Genomic DNA, 16,240 nt, shown 5'->3' on the forward strand with positions numbered 1-16,240 from the left:
GTATCTCTCTTTTTTTGTATAATCGCTCAACTAAGCGCGGCTTTTTATTTATTTTCCTTCAATGATCTGAATGTCCCCAGCCATTTTCCATAAAAAAATCCCAATCAAAAAACTCCCAAAATCCTCATGAGAGCTAGAGCTAACTTAGCTTTCTCATGAGAATTCGAGGAGTTTATTTTTCCAATTATTTCATATACATATCATAATAAGCATCTAAAATTTGTTGCGCAATGACTAAGTTTTTGTGATCTTTTTCATCCGTAAGATTCGGTAACATCACACTGATAGCAATTTCTGGATTATCAGATGGCCCATAAGCAACGATATTACTATTCACAGTCGCAATTTTAGGATTACCGGGTGCATTCGTTTCGGCCGTTCCGGTTTTCGCAGAGACCTCCATCTTGGCACCAGCTAAACTTCTCGCTGTCGTATAGCCATCATTTCCATGAACCGCGTCATAAAATCCTTGACGGATAATGTTCATTTGATCTGTCGTGATATTAACTTCATTTAAGACTTTCGGACCAATCGCTTCTTTTTCTGAGCCTAAAGCCCCGTCCTCTTTGTTGTCATAAATGCCTTTGACGACATGTGGTGCAATTCGTTTACCGCCATTAGCCACGGTCGCTGCATACTGAGCCAACTGCATCGTTGTGTAGGTATCATACTGTCCAAAAGATAAATCCAGTAGGTTCCCAGCATTCGGGCCATTTTCACCAAAATTGGTCCACGACAAGCCGACTTCTTCATTAGGAATATCGATTTCTGTTTTGACACCCATACCATATTCATTAAAGCCTTTACGTAGTTTACCAAATATGTCCGCTTGCTCCGCCGCATAAGGCATGGTCATACCACGTTCGTAACTAATGCCCAACATTCTGAAAACAATCTGCATCATGTACACGTTGGAAGATAATTCTAAGGCTTTTTGCGCCGAAATTTCTCGTGGCGACTCTGTCGTGAAGACTGATTTTTTCACCGCTGAACCTTGAATGTAGATTGGCAAATCAATCAGTACATCATTTCCTGTGATTACACCTGCTTCATAACCTGACGTTAAGGTTCCCCCTTTGACGACCGATCCCGGCGTGTACGCATCAAGAATCGTTCCTAAAGGTCGCAACTCCAATTCCTTGGTTTCAGGCGTATGTTGATAGCCGGTCATCGCTAAAACATCACCATTATTTGGATTAAGCGCCACCGCATAAACACCCGGTGAATATTTAGCTTTCCCGCTTTTGATCATATCTTCGAAGTTTGTTTTTAAAATTTGTTCGACCTTCTCTTGGAAAGCAGAGTCAATACTTAGCACCAGGTTCTGACCTTTCTCCCCTTGGCTTTTTTCCGTTTTGCTCACAACTTCATTGTTCTGATCCAATGTAATTTCATATTTTGTCTTCGTCCCTTGCAAGACTTCTTCATATTGCTTCTCTAACAAACTGGTACCGACACGGTCATTTCGAGCATAGCCTTTTGCTAGATACTCTTCTAAATCGTCCGCTTGAATTCCTTCTTTTTCACTAGAAACGCGTCCTAAAATATCTGTTAACGAGCCTTTGTAAGGATACTCTCGTTGCCAGTCAGTCCCCGTCGAAATCCCTGGTAGATCCGTCGCATGCTCTGCAACAAGTGCAAGTTCTTTATCTGTGACATCCGCATTTTTGACGAAAACGGTCGTCAATGCATAAGCACTATTCATCCGTTTAAATAACGTAGCCGCCTCTAGCTCAATATCTGTAAATTTGATTTCCTCAGCAGTAACTTTATCTACCGTTGCCAGATATTGTTTACTAATATCTGTTTCTTCTTTTTCTGCTTTGGATAAACGTTCTTGAGCTTTTTTGAGGTTTTCTTTACTGCCTAACCAATAATCTTTTTTATCACGTTCAGACAATTTATCTGGGTCAACTTGAATTAATTTGACTAAATTATTGGCTAATTTATATAAATCATCGCCAGTCATCGAATTCGTCCGTGTAAAAGTAATCGCAGCATTCGCTTTGTTAGAAACTAGCGCTCGACCTTTTGCGTCATAAATCATCCCACGCGGCGTACTCACACTGACTTCAGTCGTGGAAGAAGCTTCAATTTTTTGATCAATATCTTTTTTATTTATAATTTGTAGCGACCCCAGTTGGGCAATTAATGCGACAAACAAGGTAAATATAATAAAAAACAGAAAATTTAAGCGAAAAGGGATATGAGAACGTCTCGCTTGCTCTTCTTTTGTTTCATTCACTTGTTTATTATGACCGAAGCCTGAATCTTTCTTCATCTTATCGTAATCCTTCCAACTTTTCCTTTAAGTGGACCTACGCACCTTTTCGTTAAGGGCCTATTCACTCATTGTTCTATTGTAACTAAAAATCTTCTATTTAAAAAGGAAAAATAGCTCTTCTAAGAAAAGATTTAATATATTTACCTGACTTTAGTCAAAATTCACGTCCAAATGTTTCACAGAAAATAATTGTTTCTTTTTTATTTTCGTAAAAACTCTTTAAAATGAGCTTCTCCAATAAAATTAAGTACTCAATTTGCGTGAAACATTTTTTTGCCCTCAAATTTTGTGGACAACTTCCTGATTTTTTATCCTTAAAATTTTTCTTTTATTATCTAGGAAAAAAAGAGTGTGACATCAATTCGCCACACTCCCTTTAAATACTTATTGATTCAATTAACGACTAAAGTTTTTCACTTCATCAGACATCGCTTCGACAAACATATTCAACTCTTCGACGCTTGTTTCTTTACTACCGTAGCGACGAACATTGACTGTTGCCTCTTCCATTTCTTTGTCTCCGACAACTAATTGGTAAGGCACTTTTTGTGTTTGTGAACCACGAATCTTGTAGCCCATTTTTTCGTTACGATCGTCAACTTCGACACGTAACCCTTGCGCTTGCAAACGTTCTTTAACAGTATGTGCATATTCCGAATGAGCTTCAACTGAAACTGGGATGATTGTTGCTTGGATTGGTGCTAACCAAGTTGGGAAAGCTCCTTTATAGACTTCTGTTAAGTAAGCAACAAAACGTTCCATTGTTGAAACGATACCTCGGTGAATCACGACTGGACGGTGTGTATTTTCACCATCATCACCCACATAAGTTAAGTCGAAACGTTCAGGCAACAAGAAGTCCAATTGAATCGTTGATAAAGTTTCTTCGATTCCTAGGGCAGTTTTTACTTGAACATCCAATTTTGGTCCGTAGAAAGCTGCTTCGCCTTCTGCTTCAAAATAATCAACTTCCATTTCATCCAAAGCTGCTTTCAACATGACTTGGGCTTTTTCCCACATTGCATCATCGTCGAAATATTTATCTGTATTTTTTGGATCACGATAGCTTAAGCGGAAACGATAATCCGTAATATTAAAGTCTTCATAGACAGCTAACATCAACTCCAATGTCCGTTTGAATTCATCTTTAATTTGATCTGGACGAACAAAAGTATGTCCATCATTTAGAGTCATCTCACGCACACGTTGTAACCCTGATAAAGCCCCTGATTTTTCATAACGATGCATCATGCCAAGTTCAGCAATTCGAATCGGCAATTCGCGGTATGAATGAATATCATTTTTATAGACCATCATGTGATGCGGACAGTTCATCGGACGCAAGACCAGCATTTCGCCATCGCCCATGTCCATTGGTGGGAACATATCTTCATGATAATGATCCCAGTGACCAGAAGTTTTATACAATTCAACATCCGCCATAATTGGAGTGTAAACGTGTTGATAGCCTAAGCTAATTTCTTTATCGACAATATAGCGTTCAATTGTACGACGAATTGTAGCGCCTTTTGGTAACCAGAATGGCAAGCCTGAACCGACTTCTTGAGAAACCATGAAGAGATCCAATTCTTTTCCTAATTTACGATGGTCACGTTCTTTGGCTTCTTCTCTCATTTTGATAAATTCTTTCAAATCTTTTTTATCAAAGAAAGCTGTTCCGTAGACACGTTGCATCATATGGTTATCAGAATTTCCGCGCCAGTAAGCACCCGCCACTGACAATAATTTGAAGACTTGGATACGTCCAGTTGAAGGAACATGTACGCCACGACAAAGATCCACAAAATCGCCTTGGTCATAGACAGTAATCACTTCATCTTCTGGTAGATCAGTAATGAGTTCCACTTTGTAAGGATCACCCGCGAATAAGTCTAACGCTTCAGCTTTTGTCACGACTTTTCTAACAATTGGATTATTTTCTTTAACGATTTTCATCATTTCCGCTTCAATTGCTGGTAAATCTTCTGCTGTAATTGGGTTTTCACCATTGTCTGTGTCGTAATAAAAACCTGAATCGATCGCTGGTCCAACACCAAAATGAATATTTGGGAACAAACGACGTAACGCATTGGCCATTAAATGAGCCGCTGAGTGACGCAAAATTCCTAATCCATCCTCGTGGTCTGGGGTAATAATTTCAATCTTACCGTCTTCTTCGATTGGGCGAGTTAAATCAATCAACTCCCCATTTAATTTGCCGGCTAAAGCTTTTTTTGCTAAGCCTTTTGAGATGCCTTCTGCAATTGCTAATGTTGTGATACCAGACTCGAATTCTTTAACTGCGCCATCTGGAAAAGTAATTTTAATTGCCATATCTATCATTTCCTCCTCTATATTTGATCTGAAAAAGTCGTGCACCTGCCCTCGGAATACAAAAAAAGTCCTAGCATCTCTAAAGATACTAGGACGAAAATTCGTGGTTCCACCTAATGTTCAAACACTTATTGTGTTCCTCAGCGTGGTAACGGTCCGACCGCCTTTGTTTCGACAAAGGTTTCGAAAGTGGTCATTCCTTGTGTCAAATCTAGAAAACTTTCAGCCAAGGTTTTCCTCTCTACTAGACGACAAACAAGTGCAGGTGTCTTTCTCATCAATCAATTATGTGTTAATTTAAACACTTCTGCCGAAAAAAAGCAAGTCTTTCGCGATGAAAATATTTTGTCTTTTTTCAGCGACTACTTCCACGCTCCGTCAACTGCATAAGTGCCCTTTTTCATTTCATTGACAATTACATGAATATGTTCTTTCGGCGCACCGGTATTTTTGTGGACCGCCTCAGTGATATCCTTCATCATTCCGTCAAGCTGCTCTTTTGAACGGCCTTCGATTAATTCTACATGTACAAATGGCATAATTTTTCCACCTTTCCCTTCGATTTGTTTCCTTAATGATATACTTTTTCTAACAGATAGAAAAGCCCTTTTTGTTGCACTTTATTTTAATCATTCTCTACAAACGCCCTCTTTTTGCTAGCGACTACTTGTAGACACACTCAAAATATTCGCATACACAAAGCATCTCTTGTGTAAAAATGAGTCCAGCTTCTTCAAGTGTTTCCCTGAAAAAAGTTTCATGCGCTGCTTGCCAATAAGCCAAACTTTTATCGCCCTCCCCTTCTAAAAAAGCATACTCTTCAGAAATTTGGTTGTACGGAATCAATTCAATTTTGGTTGTACGGATAATTGCCTTTGGTTGCCCTGCCCCGTCTAAGACTACACTGTATTCGCCAACTTTGGGTATTTCTTCTCCCTCTACTTGGTAACTTGGGTAAGCCGAAGTAGTCGCTGTTTTCTCTCCACGAAGCACCAACTCAACCAGCTCATCAGCCATTTCTGCTGTATTTCCGAAAGACCAAGCTTGATAGCTATCACTTAGTTTATTTTCCTGTGCAAAATTCGCCCAATACATTTGACTCGTTAAATTTTTCATTTGGACACCCACTCAGTTTTTATCAAGTATACCATAGTCACTCTTTGACATAAAAATAACATGTACACGATTAAACAGAACTAAAAGTTTGAACTCTCTTCAGATAATTTCACTCAGCTTCGTTACCAATTATTTATAAAATATTGATTAATCATTTTTCGCTCGTAGCGCACTCAAAATTGAGACTGTATCGACTACTTCCTGTAACGCGGCACCTAGTAATGCCGGGATAACTCCCGTACTTGCAATGAGCATCAAAATGACACAAATGAAAATACCGATTAAAACCGATTGTTTCGCAATGCGCATCGTTTCCTGTGCAATTTTCACAGCTGTCGCCACACGCGTCAAATCATCCTTTAATATAACGGCATCCGCACTTTCGCTGGCCGCCGTCGAGCCATGTGCGCCCATCGCAATTCCGATATCAGCAACGGCTAGTGCAGGCGCATCATTGACGCCATCACCCACCATCACGATTGGCCGCTCTTCTTTTTTTGCCGCTCGAAGAACCTTAATTTTATCTTTGGGTAAGCAGCGCGCATAGACTTTAGTAATCCCGACTTGTTGCGCAATCTCCTCAGCAATCTCTACTTGATCTCCGGTCAACATAACCAACTGTTGCACACCCAATTGTTTCAATTCAGCTAGCGTTTCCCTCGACTCTGCCCGAACAATATCTTTAAATGTCATGTAGCCCACCGGTTGATTATCCAGTGACACATAGATGATTGTTTGAGCGGTTTCTAATGGGACTGTGTGAGCAAATTCTGCTCGCCCAATCCTAATCTCATGCTGATTAACGACCGCTTTAATTCCTGAACCAGTCACTTCCTCCAAATTAGTGACCGGTAACAAATCAAACTGTCCTTTCGTTTCGCTACTAATGGAGCGCGCTAAAATATGACTAGACTCTTGTTCGGCACTGGCTACATATTGAAGAAAGATTTCCTTCGTCATTGGCGATAAGGGAACGACTTGATCAATCGAAAGTTGTCCTTTGGTAATCGTCCCAGTTTTATCAAAAGCAAACGATTTAGCGTCAGCTAGTTTTTCCAAAGTGGTGCCTGTTTTGACAACAATTCCGTTTCGACTGGAACGACTCATTCCAGCAACTAATGCAATCGGTGCCGCCAAAATTAGCGGGCAGGGAGAAGCCACAACTAAAACTTCTGCAAATCGAACCGGATCTTTAGTAATAATCCAAGCGATTCCCCCAATTAAATACGCAGCTAATGTAAATGGCACCGCATAACGATCCGCCATACGAACGAATTCTGCCGGCCGACTTTCAGATTCCTTCACGAGCTTGATTATGGTTTGGTACTGACTATCCATCGCCGATTTAGTCACCCTGACTGTCACTGAAAAATCACCATTCACACTACCAGACATCAATTCATCGCCAACTTTCTTTTCAGCAGGCGTTGATTCTCCTGTCAATGAAGACTCGTCAAATGTCGATTCGCCTTCAATTATAAGACTATCCACCGGTACAATTTCCCCAGGCTTAATCAATAATTGGTCTTTGATTGCCACCTCATCCACTGCAATCTCGGTTATCTGACCTTCGACAATTTTATGGGCAACTTGCGGTGAATTATCTAATAAAGCACGCAACTCTTTGCTGGCTTGACGTCCCGCATAATCCTCCAAACTATCGCCACCCGTCAGCATAATTAAGACCATCAGACTAGCCCAATATTCTCCTACCGCTAAAGTTGCAACAATCGCCGTGATAGCTAAAATATCGACGCCATACTTCCCCGATTTTAACGTCTTGATCATCTCTAATAACATCAGAAACGCCATGATTCCCCCAACCAACATGACCAATAAATATGACAAAGTAGGCTTATGGAAGACAAACTCCAATACCAGTGCCAACACACCGACAAATAAAGTGAAAATGAATTTTTTGAAATGACCCATCTCTTTCTCCTCCTCTATGGAATCTACCACGCGTCTCTATTTCCTCAATCGGATTACTTCATAAGATTTCTAAAGTATTTATTGCTAATAAATCAGCAGCCGTCTCTTATAAATTAGTCCTGTTCTTCTTCATTCAGAGTAATTCATAAATCAGCGAGAATAAACCGATAACCCTTAGATGAAAACAACTATCACTCTCATCTCAACTAAAACGCTTCAGATAACAATTCGCCACAACCAGCATAGCAAAAAAAGAGCAGAACCCTGACACAGTTCTACTCCTATTTTCTCGTTATCAATTATTTTCATTTCGCAATTACTTATCTACGATTCATAAATCCGTCCACGGGCTTTCTAAACCCGACATCAGCCTCGAGCTTTTGCCTGATCATACCAACGATGCGTATAACTCATCAATGCCTGACCCTGATTCCCCTCATAGCGCAGACCACTAGTTTCAGCATATTTTTCAGCAGTCTGGTGGAATAAAGCTTCCATATTACACAAACTTCGCCAGCAGCTATCCTCTGTTCGCAAATCAAGTAAATTATCTAAGGCCTGATTTTCCGCCTCACTGAGATAGCGACTCAAATATTTGTAATTCTTCCCAACACTCAATGAATAGTGGGTCTCTTCCCCTATCTGCCAACTAAATAGACGCAATAATTCCTGATAACAATGCATATACAAATGATCTCGCGCATAGGCCAACTCTTTTCGGAAAAGTCCTTTGACGACATAGGTACTGACCCACCAAAATTCATTGCAACAATCTGAAAATTCTCTATTCGTTGGTTTCTGTACCCAATAATCCTTGTCTGTCGCTCGTGGCACTGCAGGTAAAATATGTGAAGGATCATAGATTATTTCAATCAGACGATCCTCTTTTAACCAATTCTCAACTTCTGATAAGGGACACAGCATCAAGTCAATCCGCGTATCATCCGTGAATTGCATCAAAAAGGTAAAACGTTTCCCTAGACTAGGCGCAAATAAAGCCATTTCTTCTGGCGTTTGCATAATCAACCGTTCGCCGAATTCATCTAACCAAGACCGATCAGCCAGCAGCTTTGCCAAATCATTGACGACATACACAATATCATAATCTTGAAATTGATCTTTAGGTGCTCTCCGATTTGTTCTCGAACCATTCATCCCGACGGCCAAAATTTCTGGACGTCTTCTCGCGATATCAATAATTTGTTGCATCATTTCAGCTTCTGTTCTCACTCTCTTACACCTCACCCTTACATACTATATGATTAATTTATTCTAAAAGTTATAAAGAAAACCCTAAATTCATAGGAATTTCTACATCTATTTCTTTTCTTTGCTACACTTAGTTTATCAAATAGAAAGGACTCATTCTATGAAAAAGTGGCAAAAATACATAAGTATCCTCTTAGCAATTGGCGCTTGCTATGCACTCTTAATCATCGGTCTATTATTCAGCCAAACAAAAGCGACACCAGCAGAAGACGTCCAAACCTTGCTTGTCTTAGGTGCGCAAATCCGCGGCAAGGACGAGACGGAAGCTTACCCCAGTCCTGTTTTAAAAGAACGTTTGGATGCGGCATTTGACTACTGGACAGAGCATCCAAAAATAACTATTATCGTCAGTGGCGGAAAAGGCGCTGATGAACCTACTACAGAAGCGGCGGTCATGTCCAGCTACCTGATTGACAAAGGAATTCCTAAAAATTCCATCCTGCTCGAAGATCAATCCAAAAGAACCCAAGAAAATATCCAGTTTTCAAATGAACGATATACTCTAGATAAAGTGGCCGTTGTTACCAATGATTTCCATATGTACCGTGCTCAAATGCTCGCCAAGAGACAAGGCGTTACACAGGTCAGCGGTCTTTCTGCAAAATCGAAGACGTCTGCAACTGTTTCTAACTACCTACGAGAGATTCTCGCTCTAGGCTACGGCTTTCTTTTCGATTGGTAGAACAATGCGCTTTCTATCCACGATTACCCATAAGTAATCTACAAATTATTCACTTTTTTTCGATCATACGCTGACACTTATAGTCTAGCACAAACTAAAACGAGAAAATTATCTTTTCTGGTTTTTTTGTGCTATACTTTTATGTCGTCATTGGACGCCTAGGAGGACTGCATACATGAATGAAAAACAAATCGAACAGCAACATGTCACTGAGACGATTACTTTAATAAACCTAGAAAAACAACTCTTGTCACAGCAAAATAAACAAGCCGCACAAGAGATGGAACAACAATCAAAAGAAACTTCTGCTTTCAAAATACGCACGGGTTCCAATGAATCATTCTATGAATCCGTTGTTGAATATCGCCAACACGAACAAGAACTGTTAATCAAATATAATTCGGTGGCGACGCAAGAAAAAAGAATAAAAACCTTGACTACCATGTCCGATAGTCCCTACTTTGCTCGCATTGATTTTAAAGAAGAGAATGAAGTAGAAACTTTATACTTAGGTATCGCTTCTTTACGCAACAAGGATGAGGAGACACTCGTGATTGACTGGCGTGCCCCCATCGCCAACCTCTACTACGAAGGTGAGTTAGGTGAAGCTTACTACGAATCAGTTGACGAACAACTCCAAGTTGAGCTCTTATTAAAGCGCCAATTTAAAATAAAAGAGGGCCAAATTTTATCGATGGTCGATACTTCAGAAGCAATTAACGACGATTTCCTACTAGAAATTCTCGATGAAGCGTCTAGCTCACGGATGAAAAATATTGTAGCAACTATCCAAAAATCCCAAAACCAAATTATCCGTGATAGCCAAAGTAAAGTCATGCTGATTGAAGGAATCGCCGGCAGCGGAAAAACATCCGCCCTGCTTCAAAGAGTCGCTTTTATTCTATATCATAATCGAAAATGGCTAGAGTCAGAACAAGTCCTACTCTTCTCACCTAACCATCTATTCACTGATTACATCTCGACAGTTTTACCCTCTTTAGGTGAAAGTGGCATTCCCACACAAACCTTCAGAAATTATATTGAACAACTGCTACCTGGCCTCGAACTAAAAGAAGAAGTCAATCGTGAAGAACTCTTTTTATCAGGCGATGAAAATAAGATTGAACGGCTAAAAAGTGGCTTATACCTAGTCAAACAAATGACTCGTTATACAAAAGCTATCACTGAGTTCGGTCCCCTTTTTCGTGATTTAAAATTAGATGGACGAATCGTCGTGCCAAAAGAAAAAATTCGTGGGTGGTATCAGGCAACCAACGTGCAATTACCGATGTACCAACGGATGGTCCTACTCCAAACGAAGCTTATGAATAAATTGGGTGGACTTCAAAATGAGGAACGCAAACAATCGTGGGTCAAAGAAATGGTCGACATAAAAATCGAAGAAGTCTTTGAAGCAAATCCTGATATGGATTACACCGAAGAAAAAGAAAAAAGTATCCGTAAAAAAATAGCTAAACAATTAGTCGAAAAAAAATTCAGAAAAATTGAACGGCTCATTCAAAATTATCGATTTATTAATGCACAAAAACAATATTTACACTTTCTACAGAACGTTTCGCCAAAGATTTTAGCTGATAAAGGCATTACCCAGGAACAATGGAATGACTCCTTGAAAGAATTGCGTCAACATTTGAAAAACAAAGAAATTCCACAAGAAGATGCCGTGTTGTTTTTCTTGCTATTGAAGAAACTCCACCCTGTGGATGTTCTACAAAAGGCTCGTTATATTTTTGTTGACGAGATGCAAGATTTTTCACCCGCTCAAGTCGCTTTGCTACGTCAATTGTATCCAAAAGCTAATATGACCTTCTGTGGCGATTTAAACCAGAAAGTCTTCGGCAACGAAACAATCGTCGCTTCTATCAACGACTTATTTCCAGAGCAGCCAGTGACTCGCTTCCAGCTGACCACTAGCTACCGTTCAACAAAAGAAATCACTGATTTTGCCAACCAATTTTTAGCCCAAGAGGAACAAGTCGAGACAACTGCGCGTGACGGTAAATTACCAACGCTTGTCCAATCTTCTAAAGAAGGCGATACACTTAATTGGCTATTGAAACACCTTACAGAAACAAAGGAGCAGGCTCAGTATTGGCGGACAGCGATTATTTGTAAACATGCCGAGGACTGTCAAGACTTATACGACAAACTCCCTAGCACCCTGCATTCAGAGGTCCAACTAATTGTCGATGAAGATGACTTTATGAAACGTTCCCTAATCATTATTCCCGCTTACCTAGCAAAAGGCTTAGAATTTGATCGAGTATTTGCTTGGAATGTCGGCGCTGAAACATTTTCAACCGAGCAAGATAAATTAGTCCTCTATACAATCTGTACCCGAGCTATGCATGAATTGACTCTCTTAGCTAATCAACAAGCAAGCCAATTAGTAGCCAATCAGAATGCCAACCTCGTGGAAACTATTCAACTTTAAACGAATTCTAAAAAAAATCGCACCTATCAGTAGTATCCTACTGAACAGGTGCGATCTTTTTATACGCTAAAACTCATAGGTCCATATTTCAAACTGACGATTTTTAAAATAGTTCTCAATTCAGAAATATTCTCTTCCGAAGACTCATCAAATACTTTTGTATGTCGACCGACTTTTTTATTATTAATCAAGCGATAAATACGGTTCCATTCGATGAATTGTTCAAGAGAATTGAAATTACTTAGTGGAAATCCAGCGCCATCAAAAATTTCTGATAAGCGAAAATTCAAAAAAGCACTATCCAAATAAATCGGTCCATTTTTCAAATCGGTCTTGTGTTTATCCATAATAATTTTATCTGGCTGATGTTCTAAATACCAAGCCAACAACAGTAAAAATCCCTCAAACCGATAGCTATCTGAAAATAATAATTGCGCATTCGTCGATTTCCTAAAGATCAGCGGAATGCGATAAATTTTCCGATAAACTAACGTTGGCAGATGTTCAAAAGTACAAGTTAAATAACGATTCAAATAGCCAGTCGATTGAAAACTCGCCAATAAGTAACTCTGCACACCAAATGACTGATATTGTTCACACAAGTAAGAGCAAGCCTCAACCGGTACAGCTAGTTCTTCAACTTTCTTATAGCCACTCAAAATACGATTAAAAGGTTCCAAAATAATTGCTTGCATCACCTGAATTCTCCTTAATATATCAATATATCATGCTTTTTAGCCCCTAAGTATCAAATTAAATAAGGTTCAATTTTTCTTGTTCACTTACTTAAAAATCACTTACATTATTCTCTCTTCATAGTAGCATAATTCTTTCATAATAAAAACCCAAATCATCGTCAATTTCAAATTAAATAACATACCTTCTTTACACAAAGAATTAGATAATGATCGTTATTAAATAACACGATACAGGCTTTCTAATCGTTCGCTGTAATCCTACAACTCCCCTAAACTAATTTGACCATTCCAAACCTATTCCGCGAGCATACAACTTTTCTAAACCTCCCTCTGATAGGTGATAAATTAATTAGTTTTTATTTCCCCATATAACGGCTGAGTTTGATATACTGAGAGAGGTTGATTGTACATAACCCTAAATTTATTGAAGTTATGCTAAGTCTTTTTATGACCCTAATTATGGCTCTATTATTTGATCAATACGTCATGAAATTAGTCAACTATGTAGGTGACACGCTTCAAAATAAATTCATCAAAGCAAAAGCAGAACCAAAATAAATAAATCTATCAGATGACAACAAACTAGCAAGTAGACTCTATTCAAACGAATAGAATTTACTTGCTAGTTTGTTTATACAGTCTGATCTTAGTGACTGAGCCTTACTCAAATCAGGCTCATCAAATCAAACCCCGTATTCATATCAGAATAGATTGAACACACGACAAAGCGTTCACGCCCAGCAAATTCAGTCAGCTTATAGCGACCAAAAGCGGCTGGAATTGGGTGGTGTCCATGAACCGCTCCGATAATATTAAATTCTTCAAATAATTGTCTGATTGCTGGTTCAGAGCAGTCATACTCTTTGCTGTAAGATTGACTACGTGGCGATAAGCGACTCAACTCATTAAACAACGGGGCATTAGAAACGATGACAGTTGGGATTTCGCGGTCTTCTGAGAGTTGCTTCGTCAAAGTTGCCAAGATGAAACGCTGAAGCCTCTTCTTTCGTTGAACCAAAGCCACTGGGATTGTTAACCCTATATAACGAATCCCGTCATGAATGACACTACTATTATTTAACACAGTCATTTTAGGAAAACGTGCTTGAATTTCCTTTTGAACAACTCGATAAAACGGATGATCGCCAATTGGTAAGAGCGGCCAAGCATCGCTTGGATTTTCTCTAATCAGCTGGAACCATTTCGTATTTTTAAATGGTTGCCACTTAGCCCATTCTTCACTCGTTGTATCCGAATTTTCTGGCAGAACTGCTGCAAGCTCATGATTTCCTATGACATAGATTCCCTTGATCACCTGATTAGTGACCCTTGAATCCATCACATTGCCAGCCAAAATATTATAGTGCTTATTACTAAAGGGAAATTTCCCATCTCTTATATGCAAATCAGAGACGACATTAACTAAGTTGTCATTTTCAGTCGGCAAGACATTCTCGAAATACTGCGTCAGTTCTTGTGGCGCAACACTATGTGCCACATAGTTTTTACGAACATCTGAAAGCTCTTTACCAAACTCTGAACGTAATAATGGTTGATTATTGGTAGCCATCAGCTGTGTATTCTGCATTAGAGACTGCTCGATTGGCTGTTTAACCTCCACAGGTAACGTATTCAGCGCAGGCGTAATATCAGAATCAAACATTAGCTGCTGCTCTTTGTCTGCTAGAGCAAACTCCGGCGAAAGGTTTTCTAATACACCGATATTTCTCCCATCTGTCGTCAAAGGGAATGATTGGGTCAGTTGAACAACAAATTTTAGGTATTCAGAAAGATAACCAGCTATTCCCGTCTTGGCATTTTCACTAAACAGAAATTTCCCAGCTAAATTGGCAGAAAGCGGTCCAGTATCATCATGTTGTAATAACCGTCCCACCACTTGAATCTCTAATAACGGATTTTGTAAAATCGCTTGATAAGCTTGAGCAACTTCAGGTGATTTTTTATCTACCCGTTTATTTGTTAATTGAAAGATACTCAATGCCAAATACTGCTCAACATTGGTTTGATGGCGCTCTAAATACTCGCGAACTTCCTCAGGATGTAAGAGGTACTGAATAGCTGCTCGCTGCAAATAGTTTCTCCCTGTATCATAGGGAATTGCCGAATAGACAAGGTTCCCGATAGACGAGACTTCCAACGTATTTTCTCTCGTGTTATAGGTCAACTGGAAGTAATTGTTTTTAAAAACGGTTTTGTTCACCGGTCGACGCTTATTTTCTGGATATAATTCAAATCGCTGAGTCAAAGCTACAGGTAATGAGGTCTCAGCTTGGGTTTGTAAATGAACTTGCTCTTTTTTAACAAGCTCTTTCTCAGCTTTTTTCATTGCCATCCATGCCCCCTCATTTCTTAATTATGATATAGCTTCTTTCCTTTGATTAATTATAGCATTTCTTCACCGCTCCATACTGAATAAACACATAAAAAACTCAGCACTTATCAGAGGCTTAATCTTTAGCTTCATTCAAATAGGCTAGCACTAAAAATATTCTTCTAGCGCTAGCCTATTTTTAAGAACTTTTTGATATGATTCATAAATCATGCAGGTTACACGACTGCTCTATGCCTTTATTCGCCAAAAAAAGAGAGGCAAAAAGAAGTGGTTCGATTCCGCCCCCTTTTTGCCCCCTATTTACTTTTTTATCATTCGGCACTCATTATAAATGCTGACAGATTAGTATTTTTAGTCTAAATCAACATTATGGAAAATTTGTTGGACATCTTCTAAATCTTCTAATACATCCAGCATTTTTTCGAATTTTTGTAAATCATCGCCTTCTAAAGTCACTTCGTTTTGAGCAATCATTTGGATTTCAGCAACTGAAAATTCTTCAATCCCTTTTTCTTTTAACGCTACTTGAATTGCGTTAAAATCTTCAGGTTCGCCATACACGATTAACTGACCTTCTTCATCTAAAATATCACGCACATCGATATCTTTGTCCATTAAATATTCTAGTAGTTCATCAGCATCATCGCCAGCGAATCCAAAAATAGTAGTGTTATCAAACATATAAGAAACAGCACCACTAACGCCCATATTTCCGCCATTTTTACCAAAAGCGGCACGAACATCAGCTGCTGTCCGATTGACATTGTTGGTTAAAGTATCGACGATTACCATTGAGCCATTTGGTCCAAATCCTTCATAACGTAATTCAGAATACTGCTCATCGCCAGAACCCTTCGCTTTCTCGATGGCCCGATCAATGATATGTTTCGGTACATTATATGTTTTTGCACGTTCAATAACAAAACGCAATTTTTGATTCGCGTGTGGATCAGGATCACCAGATTTTGCTGCTGCATAAATTTCAATTCCAAATTTTGCATAAATCCGGCTATTATTTGCATCTTTTGCGGTTTTTTTCGCTACAATATTTGCCCATTTACGACCCATAATATCACGTCACTTTCTTTTTATCTGTAATTTTTATAATCTAAAACGT

The 16,240-nt window shown here is 39.2% G+C and carries 12 protein-coding genes; 2 read left to right on the plus strand and 10 right to left on the minus strand.

Going from position 1 to position 16,240, the window contains the following annotated elements; genetic code table 11:
- Positions 1–184: 184 nt before the first annotated feature.
- From BAU15_RS09840 to BAU15_RS09870, 7 genes are all read right to left on the minus strand, one after another.
- Complete coding sequence (locus BAU15_RS09840; RefSeq protein WP_161842582.1) at positions 185–2,281, minus strand: penicillin-binding transpeptidase domain-containing protein; 2,097 nt, start codon at positions 2,279–2,281, stop codon at positions 185–187.
- A gap of 399 nt (positions 2,282–2,680) precedes the next feature.
- Positions 2,681–4,618 carry a threonine--tRNA ligase gene (thrS, locus tag BAU15_RS09845; protein ID WP_161842583.1) on the minus strand — a complete coding sequence of 646 codons (1,938 nt, stop codon included), beginning with the start codon at positions 4,616–4,618 and terminating at the stop codon, positions 2,681–2,683.
- A gap of 140 nt (positions 4,619–4,758) precedes the next feature.
- The gene (locus BAU15_RS09850; RefSeq protein ID WP_161842584.1) at positions 4,759–4,896 is read right to left on the minus strand and encodes a hypothetical protein; all 138 of its coding nucleotides are present in this window, start codon (positions 4,894–4,896) and stop codon (positions 4,759–4,761) included.
- 84 nt (positions 4,897–4,980) lie between these two features.
- Complete coding sequence (locus BAU15_RS09855) at positions 4,981–5,157, minus strand: 2-hydroxymuconate tautomerase (protein WP_161842585.1); 177 nt, start codon at positions 5,155–5,157, stop codon at positions 4,981–4,983.
- Between the two features lie 124 nt (positions 5,158–5,281).
- Positions 5,282–5,734, minus strand: a complete 453-nt coding sequence (locus tag BAU15_RS09860; RefSeq protein ID WP_161842586.1) for an ASCH domain-containing protein — start codon at positions 5,732–5,734, stop codon at positions 5,282–5,284.
- Between the two features lie 147 nt (positions 5,735–5,881).
- Entirely contained in the window at positions 5,882–7,666 is a 1,785-nt protein-coding gene (locus BAU15_RS09865; RefSeq protein WP_161842587.1) for a heavy metal translocating P-type ATPase, read from the minus strand.
- A gap of 366 nt (positions 7,667–8,032) precedes the next feature.
- Complete coding sequence (locus tag BAU15_RS09870; protein ID WP_161842588.1) at positions 8,033–8,896, minus strand: aminoglycoside 6-adenylyltransferase; 864 nt, start codon at positions 8,894–8,896, stop codon at positions 8,033–8,035.
- A gap of 139 nt (positions 8,897–9,035) precedes the next feature.
- Between BAU15_RS09870 and BAU15_RS09875 the strand changes: the two genes are divergently transcribed.
- Positions 9,036–9,617, plus strand: a complete 582-nt coding sequence (locus BAU15_RS09875; RefSeq protein WP_161842589.1) for a YdcF family protein — start codon at positions 9,036–9,038, stop codon at positions 9,615–9,617.
- Positions 9,618–9,792: 175 nt separating this feature from the next.
- On the plus strand, positions 9,793–12,072 hold the full coding sequence (gene helD, locus BAU15_RS09880) for an RNA polymerase recycling motor HelD (protein WP_161842590.1): 2,280 nt from the start codon (positions 9,793–9,795) through the stop codon (positions 12,070–12,072).
- Between the two features lie 59 nt (positions 12,073–12,131).
- On the opposite strand, the gene BAU15_RS09885 is transcribed toward helD, so the two are convergent.
- The 3 genes from BAU15_RS09885 to BAU15_RS09895 form a co-directional block, all read right to left on the minus strand.
- Positions 12,132–12,767: a hypothetical protein gene (locus tag BAU15_RS09885; RefSeq protein WP_161842591.1), complete on the minus strand. Its 636-nt coding sequence runs from the start codon at positions 12,765–12,767 to the stop codon at positions 12,132–12,134.
- 667 nt (positions 12,768–13,434) lie between these two features.
- Positions 13,435–15,123, minus strand: a complete 1,689-nt coding sequence (locus BAU15_RS09890) for a metallophosphoesterase (RefSeq protein ID WP_161842592.1) — start codon at positions 15,121–15,123, stop codon at positions 13,435–13,437.
- A 351-nt stretch (positions 15,124–15,474) separates the two neighbouring features.
- The gene (locus BAU15_RS09895) at positions 15,475–16,191 is read right to left on the minus strand and encodes a YebC/PmpR family DNA-binding transcriptional regulator (protein ID WP_161842593.1); all 717 of its coding nucleotides are present in this window, start codon (positions 16,189–16,191) and stop codon (positions 15,475–15,477) included.
- Positions 16,192–16,240 lie beyond the last annotated feature (49 nt).

The organism is Candidatus Enterococcus huntleyi, from assembly GCF_009933175.1.
Taxonomy (GTDB): domain Bacteria; phylum Bacillota; class Bacilli; order Lactobacillales; family Enterococcaceae; genus Enterococcus_K; species Enterococcus_K huntleyi.